The following is a 24,339-nucleotide window of genomic DNA, read 5'->3' on the forward strand; positions in this document are numbered from 1 at the left end:
GGCGCCGCTGCCGGCGCCCGTCGCATCAGAGGCTGAAGAAGAATCGGGTCGCCGCGGCCAGGGTGATGGGCGAACGGTAGACCTCGATCGGCCGACCCGTGGCGACGTCCATGACCGTCTGGCCCCTGAGATGGCGTTGGTCGGCTGTTTTCAGGTGGCCGGCGAGGAACTGGGGTTTGGCGGTTTCCTGCGCGGGGTAGTGGAAGTGTGCGTACCACAGGTCGCGGCCCTGGTGGCGAATGACGTATTCGTCCAGGTAGTCGGCGGGCCGCCCCTTGACCTTCGCCAGCCGCGCGCGAGCCCCCAGGGCATGCACGGTCACTTCATGATTGTCGATGAGGTACTGCAGTTCACCCATGCGCGGCTTCTGGCTTAGCGCAGCCTGGATGCGCAAGGCCTTGGCCTGGCTCTCCAGGAGCATGGCCAGGTCACTCAGCGCTTTGCCGACCCGCGCTGCATCCTGGCCGCCGCTGGCCTCGTCACTGGCGTTGTCGGCAGTCAGCCTTCGTTCGATGGCGTCGGCACGCTCCGTCAACCGTTGCCCGTGCAGCATGAGTTCGTCTTGGATCTCCACGGGCAGGTAGCGCTCGCTGGGGCTGCCCTGCAGGCGATGGAGGGTTGCCCGGGCGTTGTCCATGAGTGCCTGGCTGCCCTTGAGCAGGCGCTTCAGGCTGTCGTTGGCTTTCGCTCGTGCAACGGGGGCTGGCAGGACTTCGACCCAATCGCCGTGGTCCTGCCGGTAGGTGCGTGTGCGGCCCTCCGGCCCCGGCGCCTCGATGTCGACGGTCGCCTCATCGCCCGCCCGCGGTACGCCCAGCAGCACCCCGTGTTCCTCGGTCTCGATCAGCCCGGGTGTCTGCTCGCGCAAGCGCGAGAGTGTCGTGGTGGGTGGGTAGTTCGGGTACTCGGCCAGTTCGCTGCTGACCGTCGCCTGGAGGTACGCCAGGTCCTGTTCGATAGGGGCCAGCAAGGCCCTCGACGCTGTGTCCGTCGACAGTGTCTTGAAGTTGCCCAGTTGCCGGTCTGCCTGGGCAAGCCACTCATTGGCGCTTTTTAACAGGCGTGTGGCCAGTTCGTCGCTCGGTTTGGCCAGCGCCGCCAGTTGGCGCCGCTGGGCAATGACCAGGCCGATGTTGTCGTGGGCCAGCTTGAGCCAGAAACCGCCGTTCCTGGGCTCGCTGGATTTGAGCGGGTGGAAGGCGAACAGCCGGCTGAAGTGGTTTCCCAGGCGCATGTAGCGGCAGGTGATCGGGCTCTCGGCGCTGGGCCATCCGGGCTCGAGGCTGTCGAACATTGCCTGGATGTGGTCCTGGCCACGGTTGGTCAGTTTCTTCAACTGGGCATGAATGTCGTGCATCGCATCGGCGTTGCTCACCAGCTCGTCGAGCAGGGGCGAAATTTCGGCCAAGCGTCGGCTGTAGATGACCAGGTCCGCAGGGCTTATGCGGGTTTCGTTTTGACTGATGAAGCGCATGAGCTGCGCGTACTTGGGCGCATACAACTGATGCAGTGTGGCGTTGATCATCTGTTCGCTGAAGGCGCGCTGGGTGAGTGCGTTGGCACGCTGCACCTTGAAACCGTCGCGTACCTCCAGCGTGTTGCGCTGGTTGAGGCGTTCCAGATGGGCTTTCCAGTGCAGCGAGGCGGCCTGGCAGGTGTGCAGGTGCTTGCGCAGGTCGGGCTCGGGCATGTCGTCTGCGAAGCTCGACGCGTCGATGCGCATGCGCCGCAACTGTTCCAGCCCTTGCTCGACATCTTGCGCAAGGGTGCGGTCGAGTTCGACCAATGCCTGTCTGTTCGCCTCGCGCAGCCGGGCAATGCGCGAGGTCGTGGGCATGCCGCCCAGCAGCCGCAGGCGCAGGTCGATGCCCCAGCGGCCGGCTTCGTCACGTCGCAGCCAGGGGCCGGCGAGTTGCTCCGGCGAATCGCCGACGATCCTGGGCTGGCCGGCGTGTTCGTCCAGCAGAACGCGATAGGCCTTGCCGTCGAGCAATACGTAGAGGTGGTCGTCAAGCAGGTGCAGCCCGGCCAAGGCGCCGTGGGGAACAGGCTCGCCAAGGCTTTGCGGCAGCGTTCGGGAAGACAGGGCATGGAGTGCCTGACGTTGCGCCTGGCTGAGCTTGCCGGCCGGCTGCGCCCAACTGAAGTCGAGCACGCTGTCAGGGGCCGTGGTTTCTACCTGCGCGAGGGCAGGGGCCTGGGGGGAGGGCAACGTTGGGGGCGCAAGGTGGTCCTCTGCGCCTTCCTCCAGTTGCAGCTGTGCCGGCGAACCCGACAGCAGCAACAGGGCAAGGTTGAGCAACAGGTTGACCCAGGCGATGCGGTGCTCGGCCGGCGAGAGGCTGTCGTCGGTGTCGACGACCTGAGCCAGGGCGGTCTCCATCTGGGCCAGCCAGGCAAGCCTGCCAGCCAGGCGTCCGGCGAACGGCAGCACGCTGTTGAACAGCAACCAGCCGAAGGTTATCCGGCTTCTCCAGGTGGCTTCGTGGGTGGTCACGGCGTGTGCCTGGAAGTGCTGGATGGTTTCCTCGATGCTGGCCTGGTAGATGGCCTTGCCGATGTCGTCGACAGCGGGCTCGGTGCTGAGCGTCACCGGGGCGGGTGTGCCGAAGGGGACGGCGAAGCTGTCGTCCAGCGGGTAGAACAGATGGGGTTCCTGGAATCCGCCGTGGGCGTAGACCTTGCGGTCCGGCGCAGGCAGGCGCTGCAGCAGATCGTCCTGCAGCGCGCCGGGTGTGCCGATGGCGACCAGCAGGGCCAGGCGGTCGTCGTACTCCAGCAAGGGCTGCTCGTGCTGCGGGCGATACAGCAGGCAGGCGCCACTTGTGGGGCTGGCCGCTTCGATCAGCCAGGTGTTGAGCGGGTGATCGGGTTCGGCATCCGCTCGCTTGAGCAGCCCCAACGGACGCATCACCCAGTGCGTCCGATCGTCAGGGGTACGGGTGAAAATCTGCGCGATGCGCAGCGCGCTGGCTTCGCTGATGCCCTCGCCGCGCAGGTGCAGCTCCATGGCCAGCGCGGGTAGCTGGCTGCGCAGTTGGGCGTCAAGCAGCCGTTCGCGTGCGTGCCTCTGTTCTGTGTCATCGAGCAGTTTGGTGCGTAGCAGGCGTGGGTAGGAGGAGGCGATGTCCAGCTCGCTGACCAGGGTCTTCACATAGCCTTCGTTCAACCATGCGGGCAGCGGCTGGCCAGTGGACGAGGCCAGCGCCACCTTGCCGGGCTTGAGCAGTACGAGGTTGCCGATGGCCAGCTCGGCGAGGCTGAATGTGACGGTGTGGATCTCGCCACTGGTGAACGCCGTGTCGCCGACGGCGGCGCTGGAAGTGGTGACCTGGTGATTCAGCACCAGCACATCTTCCGGCGCCAGGGTTGCGCCAGGATGGTCGACGGCCAGCCGGGCACGAAGTCGCTGATTGGCGAACGCCTCTGCGCTGAGGATGCCATCGAGCCAGAACTGGCCATCGGCATCTTCGTAGCTCTGTGCAACGTCCACCAGCCTGCGGGCATAGAGCGCCTGGGCGGTGTAGGGCGCGTTACGCAGCCAGTCGGGAAGTTGTTCGCTCAGGCGCTGGCGCTGCGTGCGCTCGGTGCGGTTGCACAGTTCCACCATCGAGGTCAGACGGTCCAGGTCCCGGCCCAGGGCCAGCGCCAGGCCTTGGGCGTGATAGTTGCCCGCGATGGTGCGCACCACGTCGAGTTGCTGGCGCAGCACGCCCAGGGCCTGTGCCGCGAATGGCTCCTCGGGCAGCGGCAGGATGTGCAGGACATGGGGGGCCGGGATGGGCGTGGCCGGCCACAGGCGCCCGAGGACATCGACCATTACCTGACGGGATGGAAAGACCAGCAGCTTGCCGACCAGGGTGAACAGCAGCGTGGCCGGCGTGCCTGCGGTATCGCTGGTGTGCTCTATCAGCAAGGCGCTGCCCAGGTCGCGGTCGATCTTGCCGCTGGCGGACAGGTCGCTGGACAGCTGGCTGACCGAGGGCGAAGCGGTGTTTTTAGCTGCCGTTTCGGGCGTTACCAGCAGGCGGTTGGCGAGGTCGATCACCTGTGGTTGCAGGCGACTGTCTCGTTTGCCGGTGTCCAGTGCGTTGATGAACTGTTGGCGAAGATGTTCGGTGTACCACTGCCAAGGGGTCTGGCCGGTGATGTCGAATCGGCTCCAGTAAGCCAGCAATTCTTCCCGATAACGATCGAGCATGAACTGCCCGCAGTCGTTGATCAGCAACTCGACCGCGTGCAGGTCGATCGCCACGGCCCAGTCCGGGTTGTTTTCGGCGTGTGTGCTGATGAAGTCCTCGCCCTCGGTGAGGTTGAGGGTGGCGCGGCGACAGAAACGCTCGATCAACAGTGTCGAGAGTGGGCGTATCCAGGCGCGGGCACCCCGTGGAGGGCGGCTGATCAGGTAGAGGCTCAGCGGGTCGTGCGTGTCGCCAAGGCGGCGTTGTCGCCACTGCTCGGCCAGCAGTCGGGCCGCCACCTCGCTCAGCACGGGACGATCCTGGAAGCGCCGGGCGACCGCGCAGTCCAGCTTACTGAGGGCGATGAGGCGTTGATGCAGGTCCATGGTCAGGCTCCGTTGATGAAAGGCGTCATCAAACGGGACTGCGGGCAATCGTCGGCGTTAGCTAACTGCCACCTGCGCCTGCAGCAGGGCCTGGCCGTGGGGAGATGTGTTGCGGCATATTGCCCACTGGCGCTTGGCAGGCGCGCCGGTGAGGGCTAAAGCGGCACCAATGGGCGGATTCCTCGGTATTTCGGTCAAATCTGCCGTCATTTCTGTTGCCCCTTGCCGCTTGGCACCTTAGACTTCCGCCCCCTGTAAAAGAGTGCCGGTTGGCGCTTGAAGAATTCCGCTGCCGATGAACCATCATCGGCGGCACTCGAATCGCCCAAATGCACATTTTTTCATAGAGAAATCGATGACCAAGGAACAGTTGCTGGCCATGTCGGCCGATGACTACATGAATGCCGACCAACTGGTGTTCTTTACCAAGCTGCTGCAAGCGATGAAAGTCGAGACGCATGAGCGCATCGAACTCAACCGCACTGCCATCGAAGGCCTGGATACCCCGTCGGATCCGGCTGACGTGGCCTCGGTCGAGGAAGAGCGCACTTGGCTGGTCAACGCCATCGACCGCGATCAGCGCCTGCTGCCGCAGCTGGAGATGGCCCTGGACCGTATCGGTGACGACAGCTTCGGCTGGTGCGACGACAGCGGCGAGCCAATCGGCCTCAAGCGCCTGCTGATCAGCCCGACCACCAAGTACTGCATCGAAGCCCAGGAGCGTCACGAGCAGCTCGATCGCCACCAGCGGCAGATCTGACACTCGGCGCACTGCGCAAGGCCCCATGGAGCGATCCCTGGGGCCTTTGTGTTTTCTTGCCTTGCATCAAGCGTGATCGTCATACATCCAAGGGACTATGGATAGTGGCGTTATGGTGGCGTTTAATGGCGTCACAATAACGACACGCGGACGGACCACGAAGATGATGCGAGAAGGAACTCGGCTGGCTGTTGCCATCGCCTTGCTACAGGGCGGCGTGCTGTGCGCGTTGCTGACGGCCCAGGCTTACGCCGGGCTGGCGCTGTACCTGGCCCTGCCGTCGGCCCTGCTGGTGCTGTGGCTACCTCATCTGCGCCGCGCACCGGTAACGACGCCGGTGGAGGCTGCTGCGCAGGACAATGACCTGATTGCGCAACTGGCCCGGGGCACCAGCCACAATGCGCTGTCAGCGGCGGCGGTGGCTTACTCGGTGCAGCAGCTGGCTGCGCGGGTGCAGTCGCAGCTGGGCGCCGCCGAGGAGATCGTTGGCAGCGCCGAGATCATGATCGCCACTGAACAGGCCAGTGCCCAGCTCAGCCATCAGGCCCTGGAGGCCGCACGCTCGGCCCATGGCAGCAGTGTCGCCGGCAGTGCGGTGTTGGCCGAGTCGATCCAGTGCATGCACGACCTTAGCCAGCGCGCCACCGCCAGCCGTGAGCTGATCGAGGCGCTGCACCTGCGCAGCGAGGACATTGCCCGGGTGACCCTGGTGATTCAGGCCATCGCCAGCCAGACCAACCTGTTGGCGCTCAACGCCGCCATCGAGGCGGCGCGGGCGGGTGAGCACGGTCGCGGTTTCGCCGTGGTCGCCGATGAAGTGCGCGGCCTGGCCGGGCGTACCGCCACCGCCACCCAGGAAGTGGGGCAGATGGTGGCCGATATCCAGGAACGCACCGCCCAGGTGGTCACGCAGATCCGCGCGTTGGCCGATGACCTGGGCAGTGGCGTGTCGCAGGTGGAGCAGACCGGTGGGCAACTGGCGCAGATCGCCTGCCTGGCCGCCAGCGTTGAAGGGCAGGTCGGCGCAATTGCTGCTGGCACCCAGACCAATCGTACCCAGCTTGACACCCTGTTCCAGGCGGTGGCGCAGGTGCGCAGCGACCTGGCGGTGAGCGACCAGCAAACACGGCGCCTGGCCCAGGCCGCGGTGCAGATGGAAGGGCAGGTCGAGCACCTCAGCGAGCGCCTGGCCGAGGTCGGGCTGGACGCCTATCACCAACGGGTGTTCGAGTTGGCGCAAGGTGGGGCACGGCATATTGCCGAACGTTTCGAGGCCGATATCGAGCAGGGGCGGGTGGCGCTGGAAGATTTGTTCGACCGCCAGTACCGGCCGATTGCCGGCATGCAGCCGCCACGTTTCACCACGCGTTTCGACCACTACACCGACACGGTGTTGCCGCAGATCCAGGAGCCGCTGCTGCAGCATGAGGGGTTGGTCTATGCCATAGCCTGTACCCAGCAGGGCTATGTGCCGACCCACAACAACGCCTTCAATCGGCCACTGACCGGCGACCCGGTACAGGATACGGCGCATAACCGCAGCAAGCGTACCTTCGACGACCGCACCGGCATCCGCTGCGGCAGCCATCAGCAGCGGGTATTGCTGCAGACCTACACCCGCGATACCGGTGAGCTGATGCATGACCTGTCGGTGCCGATCTACGTCAAGGGGCGCCACTGGGGTGGCCTGCGCCTGGGCTACCGCCCCGAACCCGGGCTTGATTGAGCCGATTTGTTGCCTCAGGCGCAACACAGCTCTACCTGGATGGGCTTTTTCCTGAAGCGAGCAGCACGTATCATGGCCACATCGTTAGGTTGCTAATTAAATTCCGGAGGGAATGATGAATAGCCAAGTCGATGTGGCAGTGATGATCGGCACAGGTGTTCCAGCTTCTTTGCAGGCGTTGGGCAAGCGGGCGTGCTGGGTGGTGCTGGTCAATGGCGAACGGCGTGGCACCGCCTTTGCCAGCCGTGGCGAAGCGCTGGAGTGCCAGGCCGCCTGGTTGGCGCAATTGGCGCGGGGCGAGGTGGCCTGAGGGCGTCAACCTTCCAGCTGGCGGGCCAGCTCGCAGGCGTCCTGGTGGCGTTGGCGAAAGCCCCTGACCCTGCCTGTGGTGCTTTCGGTGATATGAAAGAATGCGACACCAGCAGGCACGACGATGAAGCGCGCTTGGTTTGGAGGGGCGAACTTGAAGGAAATGTGTTGCGCCTCTCGACGGATTTCAGTGTTTTCGGGCATATTCGTTCTCCTGTAATGCGCGACCGAAGGCCAGGCCTGTTTCTTTGAGGGGCCTGTCGCTGGCTGTCGCATCTGTTCTGGCAGTTTTGATGCCGGACATTACGGTTCCCTTTATGGAATCACGCCAAAGCTTACCCCGCGCGCCCGAACGATAGTCGAGTGAAGTATTTCCTGGTTATCGCTCGGTCCGTCTCGCGTGGATGTTCGGTGGCGTGGTTGCGAAGTCCTGTGGACGTTGACTTGAAAAGGCTGGCACCTGGCGCGACACCGCGGCCGGGTGATGGCCTGTAGTAATTGATGTGAGGAGCTCTTCATTGGCAGTCAGTACTCTGGATACCCATGCGTTGTTTGCCCTGGGCGATTTGCGCGCGCAGCTGGTCAAGCTGTTCAACGGGCGGTTCATCTACGTTACCGAGCAAAACCCTGAAGGCCTGTACATGGCCGAGATTGACCCCGAGGGTGCCTTGGTGGTCGACGACAAACAGCGCCTGGAGCTGAAAGTGGGCGACCACTTCCGCGCGGCGGTGCTGCCCAGCCGTGAAGGCGGAAAGCTGGAACTGCGTTTTCGCGAGATCAAGTTGAATGTCTACGGGCAAGGCGACTATGCCTTTGTCCGCGTGCCCGAGGGCGAGGGCATCGTGTTTCGCGAGGGGCAGGGTGTGATGTTGGTGTTCGCCGCAGAACAACAAGTACAGGAAGGCCTGGGCAAGCTGCTCAAGGCAGTGACCGGCAAGGTCGCCAAATGGCGCAAGGGCGAGCTGACCACCTTCAAGGCCAGCGAATGAGTGAGCTGGCGGCGCCGGGTTCGCGTGCCGACTTCCACCGCCGTCACCAGGCCCAGGCCATTGCCCAGGCCGAGCAATTGCTGGCGCGCCGTGAAGCGCTGCAGGGCGCCTGGCTGGCCTGGGTAGCCAGCGAGCTCTACCAGCTCAGCCCACCGCCCTATGCGGCGATGGTGCGGCGTGAACTGCAGCGCCTGGCGGGCGGCTGAGCCCGCCACATTTTCAGTTGCCCCGGTCGCGCCCGCTGCTGACCTCTTCCGGAACATCCTCGCCCGAGGTGCGCTTGCGAAACAGCGCCGCCCGGGCCAGCAGCAGGGTGGTGACCGGCACGGTGATCGACAGCAGGATCGGGATCAGCCAGGCATGCAGCACCGGGCTTTGCTTGAGCTGCGAGAAGTACAGGATCGACGCCAGTGCCACGCACCAGGCACCGATGGTCGAGGCCAGCGCGGGCGGGTGCATGCGCTGGAAGTAATCTTTCAGCCGCACCAGGCCGATCGCGCCGATCAGGGCGAACAGGCTGCCGACAAGCAGCAGCGCCGAAACCGTCAGCTCCAGCCAGAACGGCAATACCAGGGATTCGCTCATTCGATCACCTCGCCTCGCAGCAGGAATTTGGCCAGGGCGAACGAGCCGACGAAACCGAACAGGGCGATCAGCAGGGCGCCTTCGAAGTAGGTGTCGCTGGCGTAGCGGATGCCCAGCACCAACATCATCAGCATGGCCAGGATGTACAGGTAGTCCAGCGCCAGCACCCGATCCTGGGCGGAAGGGCCGCGGAACAGCCGGATCAGTGCCAGGCCCATGGCCAAGGCAAAGATGAACAGGCTGGCGAGGACGGCGTAGGCAAGCAGGCCGCTCATTCGAAAATCTCCATCAGCGGGCGTTCGTAGGTGTGCTTGAAGTGCTCGATGAACGCCGCTTCGTCGTCCAGGTCGAACACGTGCAGCAGCAGCACGCTGCGGTCCAGGGCCAGTTCCGACCAGACCGTGCCCGGCACCACCGTGGTGATCATCGACAGCGCCGCCAGGCCATGGGCATCGCGCAGCGCCAGCGGGATGTGGACGAAGGCCGAGCGTGGCGGGGTGCTGCCGGCACGCAGCACGCCACGGGCCACCTGCAGGTTGGAGACGATCACATCGATGCCCACCCGGCCGATCAGCCGGGCGACCACCAGCGGCCGGCGGATGTGGGCATGCTGCGGGCGCAGGGGCGCCATCAGGATTGGCGCGAGGATGCCCAGCGCGGCGCCCAGCAGCAGGTTGCCCGGGCTGATCGACAGGTTCAGCAGCAGCCACAGGACGAACAGCGAAAGCGACAGCAGCGGCGCGGGGAACAGGCGGTTCATGGCTGCACCTGCGCATTCAGGGTGGTCGGGCCAGGCACTGGCCGGGTGGCCATGACGGCCTGGATGTAGGCGTCGGGTGCCTGCAGGCTGGCTGCGGTGTCCTGGGTGTAGCGCAGCAGCGGTTCGGCCTTGAGGCTGAGGAAAATGCTCAGGCCCAGCAGTATGACGATGGGCAGGCATTCATAGCGGCGCAGCAAGGGTGACTGGCGCTCCTCGGGCTTCCAGAAACGCTGGATGCCGACCCGGCCAAAGGCGATCAGCGAGGCCATGCCGGACAGAATCAGCAGGGTGACCAGCGTCCAGCCTGCGGTGCCCAACGGTTGCCCCGGTGCGACTCCCAGCCCTTGCGGGTTGAACAGCGCGCTGATCAGGTTGAGTTTGCCGATGAACCCCGACAGTGGCGGCATGCCGATGATCAGCAGGGCGCAGGCGATGAAGCACAGGCCAAGGAAGGCCATGGTCCAGGGGATGATCTGGCCGATCACCGCCTTCTGCTCGTCGTCCAGGTTGATGCCCTTGGGCGGGTGCAGCGACTCCAGGGGCGATGGCATCGCATCTTCCTCATCGTCCAGCGGCGCCTCGTTGGCCGAACGCGAACGCTCGACCAGTTCGGCCAGCAGGAACAGCGTGCACAGTGCCAGGGTGGAGCTGACCAGGTAGAACAGCGCGGCGCCGGTCAGTACCGGTTGGCCGAAGCCGATGGCGGCCATCAGTGTGCCGGCCGACACCAGGATGCTCAGCGCCGCCAGCCGCTCCAGGCGCTGGGCGGCAAGGATGGACGCTGCGGCGACTGCCAGCGTCGTCAGGCCGCCATACACCAGCCACTCGCCGCCGAAGTTCGCCGAGGCGCCGGCCTGCCCGGAGAACAGCAGGCTCCACAGGCGCAGCACGGCATACAGCCCGACCTTGGTCATGATCGCGAACAGCGCCGCCACGGGGGCGCTGGCCGAGGAGTAGGCCGGTACCAGCCAGAAGTTCAACGGCCAGATCCCGGCCTTGGCCAGGAAGGCAATGGCGAGAATGGCAGCGCCCGCATGCAGCAGGCCGCGATCAGCCTCCGGCACCAGCGGCACCTTGAGCGCCAGGTCGGCCATGTTCAGGGTGCCGGTGACGCCATAAAGCATGGCGGCGCCGACCAGGAACAGCGACGAGGCGAACAGGTTGATGGCGATGTAATGCAGCCCGGCCCGCACCCGCGCACGCCCCGAGCCATGCAGCAGCAGGCCGTAGGAGGCTGCCAGCAGCACCTCGAAGAACACGAACAGGTTGAACAGATCGGCGGTGAGGAAGGCGCCGTACAGGCCCATCAGCTGGATCTGGAACAGGGCGTGGAAGCTGGCCCCGGCGCTGTCCCAGCGGGCCCGGGCGAACAACAGCGCGCAGCTGCCGACGATACCGGTCAATACCAGCAGCAGCGCCGACAGGTGGTCCACCACCAGGGCGATGCCGAACGGCGCTGGCCAGTTGCCCGGCAGGTACACGCCGATGGACTCGGCCTGGCCCTGGGTGCGCACCCACATCAGCAGGCTGACGGCGATGGCAAGGCCAGTGAAGGTCGACAGCAGGTTCAGTCGCGCTTTCAGCCAGCGGTGTTTCTCGCCGATCAGCAGCATCAGCGCCGCGGTCACCAGCGGCAGCAGGATCGGCGCGATGATCAGTTGGCTCATCCCACTCATTCGTCACGCTCCCGACCGTCCACATGGTCGGTGCCGGTCAGGCCACGCGAGGCCAGCAGTACCACCAGGAACAGTGCGGTCATGGCGAAGCTGATGACGATGGCGGTGAGCACCAGCGCCTGGGGCAGCGGGTCGGTGTAGTGCAGCAGGTCCTGGGTGACGCCGTCCTTGATGATCGGCTCTTTGCCGATGAACAGGCTGCCCATGCTGAAGATGAACAGGTTGACCCCGTAGGACAGCAGGCAGAGGCCCATGATCACCTGGTAGGTACGCGGGCGCAGGATCAACCACACCCCCGAGGCGGCCAGCACGCCGATGGCGACTGCAATGACTTCTTCCATCAGGCGGCTCCTGCTTGGCTGGTTTTGCCGGGATTGCCCGGGCGATAGGCACGCACCGACTGGTGCGCCAGCGCGGTGAGGATCAGCAGTGTCGAGCCGACCACCACGGTGAATACGCCGATGTCGAAGAACAACGCGCTGGCCACGTGCACGTCACCCAGCAGCGGCAGGTGCAGGTGGGCGGTGTGGGTGGTCAGGAACGGGTAGCCCAGGCCGATGGCGCCAGCCCCGGTGAGGGTGGCGCACAGCAGGCCGGTGCCCATCCAGCGCAGCGGACGCAGGCTCATCTGCGCCTCGACCCACTGGGTGCCGGCGACCATGTACTGCAGGATGAACGCCACGGACATGACCAGGCCGGCGACGAAACCGCCACCCGGCTGGTTGTGGCCACGCATGAACAGGTACATCGACACCAGCAGGGCGATCGGCAGCAGCAGGCGCACCAGGGCGGCCGGCACCATCATGAAGCCCAGCGCGGTGTCGGTGGCGTGGCGCGGGTTGACCAGGTCGGTGACCACGTCCGGCGCCAGCTGGCGCTGCTGGGCAGGCAGCTGCATGCTCTCCTTGGGCGGGCGGAAGCGGCGCAGCAGGGCGAACACGGTGAGCGCCACGGCCACCAGCACGGTGACCTCGCCGAGGGTGTCGAAGCCGCGGAAGTCCACCAGCATCACGTTGACCACATTGGTGCCACCGCCTTGCGGCAGGGCCCGGCTGAGGTAGAACGAGGAGATGTCGTTGGGCGTGGGGCGGGTGAGCATGGCGTACGACAGCAGCGCCATGCCGCCACCGACCAGCACCGCCAGCACCAGGTCGCGCAGGCGGCGCAAGCGTGCGCGGTCCTGGCTGCCGGGCAGTGGCGATACGCCTTCGATACGCCGGGGCAGCCAGCGCAGGCCGAGCAGCAGCAGGACGGTGGTCACCACCTCGACCGCCAGTTGGGTGAGTGCAAGGTCAGGGGCGGAGAACCAGACGAAGGTGATGCAGGTCATCAGGCCGCAGACGCTGACCATGATAAGCGCCGCGAGGCGGTGGTACTTGGCTTGGTAGGCGGCGCCGATGGCGCAGGCGATGGCGATCAGCCACAGCGCGACGAACACCCCTGAACCGGGGATTTTCGGCCGGTCGCCCCAGCTCAGGCCGTTGTACAGCAAGGGCATGAGGCCGGCGATGAAGGCCGCCAGCACCAGCATGAACAGTTGTGTCTGCAGGCGGCGGGTGGTCAGCAACCGTTCGATGTGCCGGGCCAGCAACATCAGGTGCACCAGGCCCTGCTCGAACAGGCGCTTGCCGTTGAAACGGCCGATCAGCGGTGGGTTGGCGAAGCGGCCGCGTTGCAGCTGCTTGCGCAGCAGCAGGTAGAGGAGGATGCCGCCGCACATGGCGATCAGGCTCATCATCAGCGGTGCGTTCCAGCCGTGCCAGACGGCCAGGCTGTATTCCGGCAGGGTGCCGCCGACCACGGGCAGGGCGGCGGCGGCCAGCAGCGGGCCGACCGATTGCGCCGGGAAGATGCCGACCACCAGGCAGGTGAGCACCAGCAGCTCGACCGGTGCGCGCATCCAGCGCGGTGGCTCGTGGGGCGTGTGCGGCAAGTCCTCTGCCTTAGGCCCGAAGAACACGTCGACGGTGAAGCGCAGCGCATAGGCCACGCTGAAGGTGCCGGCCAGGGTGGCGATCACCGGCAGGGCGGCCTCGACCCAGGCGGTGGAACTGATGAACACGGTCTCGGCGAAGAACATTTCCTTGGACAGGAAGCCGTTCATCAACGGCACGCCGGCCATCGAGGCGCTGGCGACCATGGCCAGGGTGGCGGTGAACGGCACCAGGCGGAACAGGCCGCTCAAGCGGCGGATGTCACGGGTGCCGCTTTCGTGGTCGATGATCCCGGCGGCCATGAACAGCGAGGCTTTGAAGGTGGCGTGGTTGAGAATGTGGAACACCGCGGCCACGGCGGCCAGCGGGCTGTTCAGGCCCAGCAGCAGGGTGATCAGGCCCAGGTGGCTGATGGTCGAGTAGGCCAGCAGGCCCTTGAGGTCGTTCTGGAACATCGCGGCGAAGGCGCCGAGCAACAGGGTGGCGGCGCCGGCGCCGCCGACGATCCAGAACCATTCCTCGCTGCCCGACAGCACCGGCCATAGCCGGGCCAGCAGGAACACCCCGGCCTTGACCATGGTCGCCGAGTGCAGATAAGCCGAGACCGGGGTGGGCGCCGCCATGGCGTGGGGCAGCCAGAACTGGAAGGGGAATTGCGCGCTCTTGCTCAGGGCGCCGATCAGGATCAGGGGCAGCAGCACCGGGTACAGCGCATGCTGGCGGATGGTGTCGCCGGCAGCCAGGACCTTGTCCAGGTCGTAGCTGCCGACCACATGGCCGAGCAGCAGGGCCCCGACCAGCAGGCACAAGCCGCCGGCGCCGGTGACCATCAACGCCATGTAGGCGCCGCGGCGGGCGTCGGCGCGGTGGTGCCAGTAGCCGATCAGCAGGAAGGAGAACAGGCTGGTGAGCTCCCAGAAGAACACCAGCTGGATCAGGTTGCCGGAAATCACCAGGCCGAGCATGGCGCCCATGAACGCCAGGAAGAAGGCGAAGAAGCGCGGCACCGGGTCCTGGGGCGACATGTAGTAGCGCGCATAGAGCGACACCAGGGTGCCGATGCCCAGCACCAGCAGGCTGAACAGCCAGGCGAAGCCGTCCATGCGCAGCACCAGGTTCATGCCCAGGCTGGGCAGCCACAACAGCTCTTCGCGAATGACGCCGCCGTCGGCGATCTGGGGGTACAGCAACGCCACCTGGACGGTGCCGACCAGGGCCACGAGCCCGGCGAGAATGGACTCTGCGTTGCGTGCGTTGTGCGGCAGGACAGCCGCCAGGCAACTGCCGACGAAGGGCAGAAGCAATAGCACAATCAATGACATAGCGTTCTGTTCTGAGAAGTTTGCCAAGGATCATACGTGCCGGGGGGTGTATCACCAACACGCAAGCGGTTGCAGGATCCTACAAATGTGCTGTGACAAGCTGTTTTTTTATAACAGTTTTTTACAAAGCATAGCGGGTGTTGGCCGCCTCACAGCCCGGCTTCACGTTGACGCTCGTCTTCGTCCTGCAATGCGGCGGCCTCGTCGCTGCGACGGATCTTCAGCTCGCTCACCACCACCGCCAGCACGATCAGCAGCCCGCCGATCAGGGCTACCCCCGGCAGGCGCTCGCCGGCAATGCGCCCGACAACGCCGGCCCACACCGGCTCGCCGGCATAGATCAAGGTGGCGCGGGTGGGCGAAACCGACTGCTGCGCCCAGTTCATCGCCACCTGGATCACCGCGCTCATGGCACCCAGGCCTACGGCGCTGACCAGCAGCAACCAGGAGAAGTCGGGGAGCGGCTCCTGGGTCGGCACTATCATCAGGAACGCCAGCGCCGAGGCAGTGGCCAGTTGCACCACGGTGACCCGGCGCACATCGACCTTGCCGGCATAACGGCTGATCAGGATGATCTCGCCGGCAATCGCCACGGCGCTGACCAGCGTCACCAGCTCACCTTCGCTGAAGTGCAAGCTGCCGCCTTCGGGGCCGGCCAGCAGCATCAGGCCGGCGAAGGCCAGGCAGATGCCCAGGCTTGGCATCAGCCCAGGGCGGCGCCCCAGTACCAGCCATTGCAGCAGTGGCACGAAGGGCACGTACAGCGCGGTGATGAACGCCGACTGGCTGCTGCTGATGGTCTGCAGGCCCATGGTCTGCAAACCGTAGCCGAGCATGATCGACACGCCGATGAGCATGCCGGCCTTGAGTTCGGTGAAGGTCAGCCCGGGCAGCGAACGCGCCGACACCAGGCCGACGAACAACGCGGCGGCGGCGAAGCGTAGGCCGACGAAGAACATCGGCCCGCTGACGCTCATGACCGTGTGCACGATCAGGAAGGTGCCACCCCAGAGCATGGTGATGAATACCAGCACCAGCTCGGCCTTGCTCAGGCGGAAGGTGACGGCGGGCTTGCTGTGGGTGGCTTGGCTCATGGGCTTGCGTGCTCGGCAGGGGCGGCGCACAATCCGCCGCAAAGTGGGCAGTATACTGCGCAACCCCTGCTAGTGAGCAATATAGTGCACAAAGAAACCGAACACCGTGCCTCGGTGTTGCAGCATGTCAGCCAGAATGTTCGCCGCCTGCGTGGCGACGCCAGCCTCAGCCAGGCGGCCCTGGCCGAGCGTTCCGGGGTCAGCCGGCGAATGCTGGTGGCCATCGAGGCGGGCGAGAAAAATGTCAGCCTGACCACCCTCGACCTGATTGCCGAGGCGTTGGGTGTGGCTTTCAGCACGCTGATCCAGGCGCCCGACCAACGCGACCCGAGCCGCATCGACGAGTTGGCCTGGGCCGGTGAACACCCCGGTAGCCGGGCGGTGCTGCTGGGTAGCAGCCCGGCCCGGCGCGAGGCAGAGCTGTGGGAGTGGACCCTGGCGCCCGGCGAGTGCTACGCCAGCGAGGCCGACGCGGCGGGTTGGAGCGAACAGATCTACGTCGCCGAAGGGCAACTGACGCTGGTCATCGAAGGCGTCGAGCACCACCTGATGACCGGCCAGTTCCATGTGTTCCCCAGCAATTGCCGCTATGCCTATCGCAATGATGGCCAGATGGCCGTGCGCTTCGTGCGCAATGTGGTGATCTGAGCGGTCAACCCTTGAGCAGTTCGTCGGTGCTGACCACCTTGGCGTAGGCGAAGGCCAGTGCGGCCATCGCCGAGGCGTGCACTTCGGCGGCTGGCACCTGCTTGCCGTCGAAGGCCAGTGGCAGGGTGGCGCAGGCGTCATGGGCCACGGTGACGTCATAGCCGTAGTCTGCGGCCGCCCGGGTGGCGGCATCGACACACATGTGGCTCATGCTGCCTGCGATGGTCAGCGCCTTGACATCGTGTTGGTCGAGCAGCGCCTTCAGGTTGGTGTCGCGGAAGCTGTTGACCTTGTGCTTGAGCACCACGGCCTCGTTGTTGGCAGGTTCGACCTTGTGGTGAATCCGTGCGCCGGCCGAGCCTGGGGTGAAGAAGGGGGCGTCGCTGCTCTCGAACTCGTGACGCACATGGACCACCAGGTCGCCCCGTTTACGCGCAGCGTCGAGCAGCCGGGCGGCGTTGTCGGCGGCAGCCTCGGCGCCGTCGAGGGTCCATTTGCCGCCAGGGAAGTAGTCATTCTGGATGTCGATGATGATCAGTGCCTGCTTGTTCATGGTGCCTCCTGCGGCAGTAGTGATGAACTGCTGATAGTTATAGGCTTGAACGATCGGATCGAGGATTGGCGCGAGCGACACAATGACGGCAAAAACTGACAGCCTGGAAATTGGCGTGCTGCTGTACCCGGGTGCACAGAGTGCGGCGGTGCATGGTTTGACCGACCTGTTCACGGTGGCCAACCGGGTGGCGGCCGAACTGGGTGAGCACCAGTTGCCGCTGCTGCGTGTCAGCCACTGGCAGCTCGATGCCGCTGGGCAACTGCAGGTCATTCACGACAGCCTGCCGCAGGCCGGGCATGCGCCGCGGGCGATGTTGATTCCCCCCAGCCTGGCTGCAACGCCCTCCGGCGAGCTGCTGGCCGCTCATCGCCCCGCACTCTGCGACTTGCATGGCCAAGGGACTGTGCTGGCCTCGGTGTGCATCGGGGTATTCCTGATAGCGGGCAGCGGCCTGCTCGACGGACGTTCGGCCTGCACCCACTGGAACTACGCCCAGGCCCTGAGCGAGCGCTTCCCCAAAGTGCGCGTGGCGACCAGCCAGCCACTGCTGGACGACGGCGATATCGTCACGTCCGCCGGCCTGATGGCCTGGACCGACCTGGGGCTGCACCTGATCGAGCGCTTCCTTGGCCACACCCTGGCCCGTGAGACCGCACGCTACCTGGCGGTGGAGCCGGCACCGGCGCCTGTGCCGGGGGCGCTGTTCACCCCGCGGCTGGAACATGGCGACGAGGCGGTGCTGCGGGTGCAGCATTGGTTGCAGGGTGAGCAGGCTCGCGTCGCCGGCCTGGCCGACATGGCCCGCTGTGCAGGGCTCGAACCGCGCACTTTCCTGCGGCGCTTTCGTGCCGCCACCGGCCTGCGTCCCACCGAGTATGCCCAGCAAGTGCGGGTTGGCCGGGCCTGCCGGCTGCTGGAGTTCACCCGGCGCAGTGTCGACCAGATCGCCTGGGGCGTCGGCTATCAGGACCCCGGCGCCTTTCGCAAGGTGTTCCAGCGCCTCACCGGTATGACCCCCAGTGATTACCGGCGGCGGTTTGCGGTTGGCAGTGAGTGAGGATCAGCCGACCCTGCTGGTTGCGCGGTGGCACGCCGTTCCGGGGAGGGCGCCTTAAAGGAGAAAGTCCTTGACCTTGAGTTAACTGGAGGTTTTAACCTGCGCGCCAATAGGCTGCTAGTGGCCCAAGCAAGGAGACAGTCCATGGTGCTCAATGCCCATTCCCTGTGGTTCACCCAGATGATCGAGTACGACGTCCCGCCCGGGCATCAGCAGCCGCTGGCCCAGGCCCTGGTCGTGCGCAGCGAGCAATTGGCGCAGCGCTGTGAAGGTTTGCAGGGCGTCAGCATCCAGGCCAGTGATGACGGCTGTCGGGTGCTCCAATACCTGCAATGGCAGTCGCGCGACGCATGGGCGGCGGCCGCCAGTTGCTTCGTCGAGGAGCCGTTCCTCGAGCTGTTGCGCCAGCACCAGGCCCGCGGCGTCAACTTCGCGGCCTACCAGACCTTGCGCAGCCTTGTGCGGAGCGCGGATGGCGGCCTGCACTGCCAGGTCGGCGAGGCTCAGGCGTACCAGGGCGCGTAGTGTGGGTAGCGGTCCAGGCGTGCGCCGATGACCATCTCGCTGATCCAGGCGCTCAGCATCGCGCTGTAGGCTTTCTGGCTCTCTTCGCTCGATAGCGCGTGATCGGCGCCATCGACGGTGCGGTGGGTCAGCGAGTGTGCGCTGACGAACGCCGAGCGGTAGCTCATCAGGGTGCTGTGCGGTACATAGTCGTCCTGTTCGGACTCCACCAGCAGCACGTCGCCGGCGAATTCCGAGCAGGCGGCGAGGGCGCTGTTGTCGGCCGGGCTCAAGGCGCGCAGGCGATAGGCGTTGAGGCGTTGACGGTCGAGTGCCTGCTTGGGGCTGTTCCATTCATCGTCCCAGTACAGTGCCGGGACCCTCAGCGCCAACCATTTAACCGCGCGGCGGCGGGTGAGCAGGGTGGCCAGGTAACCGCCATAACTGCTGCCGATGACGGCCATGGCCGCGGGGTCGACGGCGGGGTGGTTGGCGAGGCGGTCGTAGGCGGCCAGCAGGTCGGCGAGGTTCTGTTCGCGGGTGACGGTCAGGCGCTGGCTTTGCGTCTTCTCGTGGCCGCGCAGGTCGAAGGTCATGCACACGCAACCCAGCCCGGTGATCTGTCGGGCCCGCGCCAGGTCGCGCTGCTGACTGCCGCCCCAGCCGTGGACGAAGAGGATGCCCGGCATCTTGCTGCCGGGGCTGACCAGGGTGCCGGCGATGCATTCACCTTCGACGGCCAGTTCGATGCTTTCACTTTCGATGGTCATGGTCGCGGATCCGTGCATATTTGCTGAGTTGTCCCAGTTCACTGTCATGCCCCTGATAGAAGAGGGTGGCGTCGGCCGGAAGTAGGGCTTCGCCGAACACTTCGTGGGTTGATGCGCGCACTTGCTGCAGGGCCGGGTCGTCGGCAAAGGCCAGCAATGCGAGGATTTCGGCGCTGCTGGCCCCGCCTGGGCGCCACGACTGCTCCAGCACGCCGCTGCGCAGGTGGCCGTGCGGGTCGCTGCCGCGGGCGATGTCGTAGTTGCGTCGCGAGGCGATGAAGCCAGGGAAGTGGCGTTCGGCAGCCTGCTCGTAGGTCATGGCCTGGTTGATGGCCAGCCGCAGATGGTCTTCCAGCGGCAACTGCAGCAGTTGTTGGTAGTCGCCGCGCACCACGTGCAGGTCGGAGCCGCCATACACCTCGGTGCCGGCGTGGTCGTGGGTGAGCTGCTGGGTGCCGTGGTAGCTCAGGGTGAGCCCAGCGACACGAACCTGGCCGACGCTGAAGGTTTCGACGTCGCTCAGGTCTTCTTCCAGCACCAGGCCCCATACGGCGAGCTTTTGGTCGTCCATCGGCTGCAGCAGTGTTTCCAATGCTTCGAGCCGGTTGATGACCTGTTGGCCACGACCGGCGCAGGCCAGCACTGGCTTGATGCGAATTCGGCCTTCGGCAAGTAGCAGGGCGGCGGCACGGCGCGCGTCGTCCTTGCTGAAGACTGTGTAGCCCCGCAGCAGGGCGTTGCCGGCATCCTGAGCGAACGCATTGGTCCAGCCCGGCGGGAAGCTTGCCCCGGCGGGCAGGGGATGGGAGATGGCCTTGGTGGCCATGTAGGGGTGGCTGACCAAACCGCCGAACAGGTCGCGTTCGCTGTGGATGCCCAGTGGTGCGTAGCGTGCCGGGTCGATCAGGGTGTCGGTGGCCAGGTAATAGTAGTGGGTATCGGCGGTTGGCGGCTGGTCGAGTTGGGCTCGCGGCAGGTTCATTAGCTGTGCAAGGCAGTCGGCCAGCTTGAGTTGGACGGCGTGTTCGTGGTCCGACGTGTGCTCGCGGGTGTCGAGCAGTGCGACAGCGGTTTTCGGCTCGCGGGAGTAGGGCATGGGGGCCTCGCGTGCACTGAAGTATGTATGGGCTGTGAAGGCATCTGGGGGGCAAAGTTCAGCGGGATTGATCGGCGGTTTGCACGGCGCATGGGGCAATCCTGGCCCTGTTCCGGTCGTGAAGATTGCGGGCGGTGGCCGCCTGTTCCATTATCGACGGCCTGGATCAGTCGAGATGTGTCCGCAGGAGTGCGCATGAACAGTCAGTCCCCCCTTCAGGAATCCGTACCGGCGCGTCTGGCCCGAGTGCGTCAGGTCATGGCCCGCGAGGGGGTCGATGCCCTGTTGGTACCTTCCGCCGACCCGCATTTGTCCGAATACCTGCCGGGCCATTGGCAGGGGCGGCAATGGTTGTCCGGTTTCCACGGTTCGGTGGGCACGCTGGTGGTGACGGCGGACTTCGCCGGGGTGTGGGCTGACAGCCGTTATTGGGAGCAGGCGGATAAAGAGCTGGCGGGTAGCGGTATCGAACTGATGAAGCTGCGGCCCGGGCAGCCGGGGGCGCTTGAGTGGTTGGGCGAGCATGTTCAGGGCACGGTTGCCGTGGACGGCGCGGTGATGGCTTTGGCTTCGGCGCGTCAACTGAACGAGCGCTTGCAGGCCCGCGGTGTGAGCCTGCGTACCGATCTTGATCTGTTTGAGCAGGTCTGGACTGACCGGCCGCCTTTGCCGGGTAATCCGGTGTATCAGCACCTGGCGCCGCACGCCACGGTCAATCGTGCGCAAAAGCTTGCCGAGTTGCGTGGCACGCTGAAGGACAAGGGCGCCGACTGGCATTTTATTGCCACGCTCGATGACATTGCCTGGCTGTTCAACCTGCGTGGCAGCGATGTCTCCTACAACCCGGTGTTTGTCTCATTTGCGTTGATCGGTCAGGACAAAGCCTACCTGTTCGTAGGCAAGGACAAGGTCGATGACCATCTGAGCCAGGTGCTGAAGGCCGACCACATCGAAGTGTGCGATTACACCGAGGTGCGCAGCGCGCTGGCGGCAATCCCCGCTGAAAGCAGCTTGATGGTGGACCCGGCGCGGGTCACCTGTGGCTTGCTGGACCATCTTGCGAGCGAGGTTCGGCTGGTTGAAGCCATCAACCCCACGACCTTGAGCAAGTCGCGCAAGGGGGAGGGCGACCTGGTTCACATCCGCAAGGCCATGGAGCAGGACGGCGCGGCGCTGTGCGAGTTCTTTGCCTGGTTCGAAGCCCATCAGGGGCAGCAGCAGATCACCGAACTGACCATCGACGAGAAACTGAGCGAGGCGCGCGCCCGGCGGCCTGGCTTCGTATCCTTGAGCTTCTCGACCATTGCGGCCTACAACGCCAATGGGGCAATGCCCCATTACCATGCCACTCATCAGTCGCATGCGATTGTTGAAGGGAATGGCCTGCTGTTGATCGATTCCGGTGGCCAGTACCTGGGTGGCACCACCGACATCACGCGCATGGTGCCCATCGGTGAGCCCAACCACGAGCAGAAGGCCGATTGCACGCGGGTGCTCAAGGGCATGATCGCGCTGTCACGGGCGAAGTTCCCGCGCGGCATTCTTTCGCCTTTGCTCGACGCCATCGCGCGGGCGCCGATCTGGGCCGACCAGGTCGATTACGGGCATGGCACCGGCCATGGTGTGGGCTACTTCATGAATGTGCACGAAGGGCCGCAGGTGATCGCCTACCAAGCGGCGGCCACGCCACAGACGGCGATGCAGCCGGGGATGATCAGCTCGATCGAGCCTGGCACTTATCGACCGGGGCAGTGGGGGGTGCGGATCGAGAACCTGGTGGTCAATCGCGAGGCTGGCAGCAGTGCGTTCGGCGATTTCCTCGAGTTCGAAACCTTGACCTTGTGCCCGATCGATACTCGCTGCCTGTTGCGCGAGGGGCTGAGCAGCGAGGATATCGCCTGGCTTGACCGCTATCACGAGACTGTGCGGGAACGGCTATCGCCGCTGCTCCAGGGTGATGCGCTGGAGTGGCTGGAGCGGCGCACGGCACCGATCTGACAGCAACGCAAAGGGCAGCCCGGAGGCTGCCCTTTTCATATCTACTTGCAGATCACGATCATGCTGCGGCTGGTATAGCCGGCGGGGTTGATGCCAAAGATATAGTCGCCGGGCTCTTCATCGCTGTCGCCAGAGCGGGCGATGACTTTGTAGCCTTTGCTGCTACAGGAGCTTGCGGCTTTGCTGTAGCACTTGTCCCACGACGAAGAGAGGCCCGAGCAGTTGATGTGCATGCCCTTCTTCCCCCGCTTCACCTCTGTCTTGGCAGTCGCGGCACATCCAGCAATGGCCAAGATGGCCAGGATGAGAAAAATACGTTTCATTCCTGTCCTTATGCGGGCCCGGTTACATGCCTGGGCCCGTCGTCAGCGCTTCGAGTCTTCCCTGAGATTTCCCTGCGTCCTTTTGCAGCCAAGTAGATAGCGTCTTGATTATGATTTTGTGACAGCTTAATCAGCCGGCGGGAGCGGTACAAGGCCAGGCATGTTTTAAATGCAAATATTTCTCAAATCAGTCGGCTGCCACGGCGGGCGCTGTTTCGCGTCTCATCGACAGTGTTGCGCCGACCGATGCGGTGATGATGGCGAGGATGGCCAGCCATTGCCAGGTGGTGAGCTTTTCGCCCAGGAACAGCAAGCCTGACAGGGCACCGAATGCCGGTTCAATGCTCATCAGGGTGCCGAATGTGCGTGCGGGCATGCGGGTCAGGGCGACCATCTCCAGGCTATAGGGGAGCGCTGTCGACAGGATCGCGACGCCCAGTGCCACAGGTAGCAATGCTGGTGTGAGCAATGCACTGCCGGCATGGACGATACCGATGGGGGCGACGAACAGCGCGGCGATCACCACCCCCAGCGCGGCAGTCTGGATGCCGTTCTCGGCGCCCGCGCGCTGGCCATATAGAATGTAGAGCGCCCAACATACGCCTGCCCCCAGTGCATAGCCGGCACCCAACGGGTCGATGCTGGCGCCGGACTGGCCGACGGGGATCAGCAGCAGCAGGCCAACTATCGCCAGGCCGATCCAGACGAAGTCCAGCGCCCGGCGCGAGGCCCATAGTGCCACGGCCAGTGGGCCGGTGAATTCGAGTGCCACGGCGATCCCCAAGGGCACGCTGCGCAGCGACATATAGAAGAGGAAATTCATTCCGCCCAGGGCCATGCCGTAGATGACCACGCTGCGCAGGGTGCTGGCGTCCAGCCGTGCCCGCCAAGGGCGCAGCAGCAACAGCATGATGATGCTGGCGAAGATCAGGCGCAGGGTGGTGGTGCCTTGTGCGCCTACGACAGGGAACATGCTTTTGGCCAGCGAGGCGCCGGACTGGATGGACGCCATGGCGATCAGCAGCAGGCCGATGGGGAACAGGGTGGCGGCCAGGCTGCGTTGGGGGGTGTTCATTATAGGGGGAGGGTCCATGGTTGCACGGCGGATTGAGCAATATAGTGCGCAATTTGCGGTGAGGTGTGCAAGGGAAGGTTATGGCTGGTGCGAACAGCGGGCGTTGCGGCTTTGGTGTTTCCTTTGTATTGCAGTTTCTTGAAATTAAAGGTTGACGGGGTTTCAGATCCCCTTATAATGCGCCCCACTTCCAGCGACAACGGAACGCAAAACTCCTTGAAATTCAACGAGTTAAGCGAATCGAAAGTTCCGGAAGCGTTTCGGTCTCAGGATCGGCAGCGGTGAAAAAGGTGGTTGACAGCAGGTTGTAACGCTGTATGATTCGCCTCCCGCTACGAGAGATCGCAGCGAGTTAAGCGGTTGAAGCTAAACGAGTTTCTCGGAAAGAACTTCAAAATAAACGCTTGACAGCCAATGAGGAAGGCGTAGAATGCGCGCCTCGGTTGAGACGAAAAGCTCTTAGCCAAACGCTCTTTAACAAATTGAATCAAGCAATTCGTGTGGGTGCTTGTGAGTACGGACTGATAGTCAAAAAGATTATCAGCATCACAAGTGGCCATGCGAGAAATCACATAGTCATTTGAGATTGC

At 64.7% G+C, this 24,339-nt stretch carries 23 protein-coding genes; 9 read left to right on the forward strand and 14 right to left on the reverse strand.

All coding sequences use genetic code 11. From position 1 onward, the window contains the following. Positions 1-25: 25 nt before the first annotated feature. Positions 26-4,567, reverse strand: a complete 4,542-nt coding sequence (locus ACO6VM_RS10135) for a hypothetical protein (RefSeq protein ID WP_422403222.1) — start codon at positions 4,565-4,567, stop codon at positions 26-28. A gap of 355 nt (positions 4,568-4,922) precedes the next feature. On the opposite strand from ACO6VM_RS10135, the gene ACO6VM_RS10140 reads away from it, so the two are divergent. The 3 genes from ACO6VM_RS10140 (at position 4,923) to ACO6VM_RS10150 (ending at position 7,363) form a co-directional block, all read left to right on the forward strand. Beyond that, a complete protein-coding gene (locus tag ACO6VM_RS10140) occupies positions 4,923-5,327 on the forward strand; it encodes a TraR/DksA family transcriptional regulator (protein ID WP_110994572.1) in 405 nt (134 codons plus the stop codon). 502 nt (positions 5,328-5,829) lie between these two features. Continuing rightward, positions 5,830-7,053 (forward strand): methyl-accepting chemotaxis protein, encoded by a 1,224-nt coding sequence (locus ACO6VM_RS10145; RefSeq protein ID WP_422403229.1) that lies wholly within the window; start codon positions 5,830-5,832, stop codon positions 7,051-7,053. 115 nt (positions 7,054-7,168) lie between these two features. Further along, positions 7,169-7,363 (forward strand): hypothetical protein, encoded by a 195-nt coding sequence (locus tag ACO6VM_RS10150; protein WP_125464827.1) that lies wholly within the window; start codon positions 7,169-7,171, stop codon positions 7,361-7,363. A gap of 5 nt (positions 7,364-7,368) precedes the next feature. Here the strand turns inward: ACO6VM_RS10150 and ACO6VM_RS10155 are convergent, their stop codons facing one another. Beyond that, positions 7,369-7,566, reverse strand: a complete 198-nt coding sequence (locus tag ACO6VM_RS10155; protein ID WP_390969785.1) for a hypothetical protein — start codon at positions 7,564-7,566, stop codon at positions 7,369-7,371. Between the two features lie 314 nt (positions 7,567-7,880). On the opposite strand from ACO6VM_RS10155, the gene ACO6VM_RS10160 reads away from it, so the two are divergent. After that, complete coding sequence (locus ACO6VM_RS10160) at positions 7,881-8,351, forward strand: hypothetical protein (protein WP_422403223.1); 471 nt, start codon at positions 7,881-7,883, stop codon at positions 8,349-8,351. Next, positions 8,348-8,557: a hypothetical protein gene (locus ACO6VM_RS10165; protein ID WP_401056156.1), complete on the forward strand. Its 210-nt coding sequence runs from the start codon at positions 8,348-8,350 to the stop codon at positions 8,555-8,557. Before ACO6VM_RS10160 ends, ACO6VM_RS10165 begins: the two co-directional genes overlap by 4 nt. A gap of 13 nt (positions 8,558-8,570) precedes the next feature. On the opposite strand, the gene ACO6VM_RS10170 is transcribed toward ACO6VM_RS10165, so the two are convergent. The 7 genes from ACO6VM_RS10170 to ACO6VM_RS10200 form a co-directional block, all read right to left on the reverse strand. Then, positions 8,571-8,936: a Na+/H+ antiporter subunit G gene (locus ACO6VM_RS10170; RefSeq protein ID WP_422403224.1), complete on the reverse strand. Its 366-nt coding sequence runs from the start codon at positions 8,934-8,936 to the stop codon at positions 8,571-8,573. After that, positions 8,933-9,211, reverse strand: coding sequence for a K+/H+ antiporter subunit F (locus ACO6VM_RS10175; protein WP_401056154.1), 279 nt, complete (start codon positions 9,209-9,211; stop codon positions 8,933-8,935). Before ACO6VM_RS10175 ends, ACO6VM_RS10170 begins: the two co-directional genes overlap by 4 nt. Further along, entirely contained in the window at positions 9,208-9,696 is a 489-nt protein-coding gene (locus ACO6VM_RS10180; RefSeq protein ID WP_422403225.1) for a Na+/H+ antiporter subunit E, read from the reverse strand. Before ACO6VM_RS10180 ends, ACO6VM_RS10175 begins: the two co-directional genes overlap by 4 nt. Then, a complete protein-coding gene (locus ACO6VM_RS10185; protein WP_422403226.1) occupies positions 9,693-11,372 on the reverse strand; it encodes a monovalent cation/H+ antiporter subunit D in 1,680 nt (559 codons plus the stop codon). The genes ACO6VM_RS10180 and ACO6VM_RS10185 overlap by 4 nt, the downstream gene beginning before the upstream one ends. After that, the gene (locus ACO6VM_RS10190) at positions 11,369-11,713 is read right to left on the reverse strand and encodes a Na+/H+ antiporter subunit C (protein ID WP_003250128.1); all 345 of its coding nucleotides are present in this window, start codon (positions 11,711-11,713) and stop codon (positions 11,369-11,371) included. Before ACO6VM_RS10190 ends, ACO6VM_RS10185 begins: the two co-directional genes overlap by 4 nt. Then, entirely contained in the window at positions 11,713-14,628 is a 2,916-nt protein-coding gene (locus tag ACO6VM_RS10195) for a monovalent cation/H+ antiporter subunit A (RefSeq protein ID WP_347148502.1), read from the reverse strand. Before ACO6VM_RS10195 ends, ACO6VM_RS10190 begins: the two co-directional genes overlap by 1 nt. 149 nt (positions 14,629-14,777) lie before the next feature. Then, positions 14,778-15,722, reverse strand: coding sequence for a DMT family transporter (locus tag ACO6VM_RS10200; protein ID WP_390969794.1), 945 nt, complete (start codon positions 15,720-15,722; stop codon positions 14,778-14,780). Positions 15,723-15,806: 84 nt separating this feature from the next. Between ACO6VM_RS10200 and ACO6VM_RS10205 the strand changes: the two genes are divergently transcribed. Continuing rightward, entirely contained in the window at positions 15,807-16,370 is a 564-nt protein-coding gene (locus ACO6VM_RS10205) for a helix-turn-helix domain-containing protein (RefSeq protein WP_401056146.1), read from the forward strand. Positions 16,371-16,374: 4 nt separating this feature from the next. Here ACO6VM_RS10205 and ACO6VM_RS10210 read toward each other — a convergent pair whose 3' ends face one another. Next, positions 16,375-16,923 carry a cysteine hydrolase family protein gene (locus ACO6VM_RS10210; protein ID WP_401056144.1) on the reverse strand — a complete coding sequence of 183 codons (549 nt, stop codon included), beginning with the start codon at positions 16,921-16,923 and terminating at the stop codon, positions 16,375-16,377. A gap of 82 nt (positions 16,924-17,005) precedes the next feature. Here ACO6VM_RS10210 and ACO6VM_RS10215 point away from each other — a divergent pair, with 82 nt between their 5' ends. Both ACO6VM_RS10215 and ACO6VM_RS10220 read left to right on the forward strand, forming a co-directional pair. Continuing rightward, positions 17,006-17,983 carry a GlxA family transcriptional regulator gene (locus ACO6VM_RS10215; protein ID WP_401056142.1) on the forward strand — a complete coding sequence of 326 codons (978 nt, stop codon included), beginning with the start codon at positions 17,006-17,008 and terminating at the stop codon, positions 17,981-17,983. A gap of 144 nt (positions 17,984-18,127) precedes the next feature. Further along, positions 18,128-18,508: an antibiotic biosynthesis monooxygenase gene (locus ACO6VM_RS10220; RefSeq protein ID WP_401056140.1), complete on the forward strand. Its 381-nt coding sequence runs from the start codon at positions 18,128-18,130 to the stop codon at positions 18,506-18,508. Here the strand turns inward: ACO6VM_RS10220 and ACO6VM_RS10225 are convergent. Further along, positions 18,487-19,257, reverse strand: coding sequence for an alpha/beta hydrolase family protein (locus tag ACO6VM_RS10225; RefSeq protein ID WP_401056138.1), 771 nt, complete (start codon positions 19,255-19,257; stop codon positions 18,487-18,489). The genes ACO6VM_RS10220 and ACO6VM_RS10225 overlap by 22 nt on opposite strands. Then, a complete protein-coding gene (locus ACO6VM_RS10230) occupies positions 19,241-20,353 on the reverse strand; it encodes a DUF3182 family protein (RefSeq protein WP_422403227.1) in 1,113 nt (370 codons plus the stop codon). The genes ACO6VM_RS10225 and ACO6VM_RS10230 overlap by 17 nt, the downstream gene beginning before the upstream one ends. 195 nt (positions 20,354-20,548) lie before the next feature. On the opposite strand from ACO6VM_RS10230, the gene ACO6VM_RS10235 reads away from it, so the two are divergent. Continuing rightward, on the forward strand, positions 20,549-22,351 hold the full coding sequence (locus tag ACO6VM_RS10235; RefSeq protein ID WP_401056134.1) for an aminopeptidase P family protein: 1,803 nt from the start codon (positions 20,549-20,551) through the stop codon (positions 22,349-22,351). Positions 22,352-22,392: 41 nt separating this feature from the next. On the opposite strand, the gene ACO6VM_RS10240 is transcribed toward ACO6VM_RS10235, so the two are convergent. Beyond that, the gene (locus ACO6VM_RS10240; protein WP_110994591.1) at positions 22,393-22,674 is read right to left on the reverse strand and encodes a hypothetical protein; all 282 of its coding nucleotides are present in this window, start codon (positions 22,672-22,674) and stop codon (positions 22,393-22,395) included. A 187-nt stretch (positions 22,675-22,861) separates the two neighbouring features. Further along, entirely contained in the window at positions 22,862-23,749 is an 888-nt protein-coding gene (rhtA, locus tag ACO6VM_RS10245; RefSeq protein WP_422403228.1) for a threonine/homoserine exporter RhtA, read from the reverse strand. Positions 23,750-24,339: the final 590 nt, after the last annotated feature.

The sequence above is a fragment of the Pseudomonas sp. GZD-209 genome, from assembly GCF_049310485.1.
GTDB classification, from domain to species: Bacteria; Pseudomonadota; Gammaproteobacteria; order Pseudomonadales; family Pseudomonadaceae; genus Aquipseudomonas; species Aquipseudomonas sichuanensis.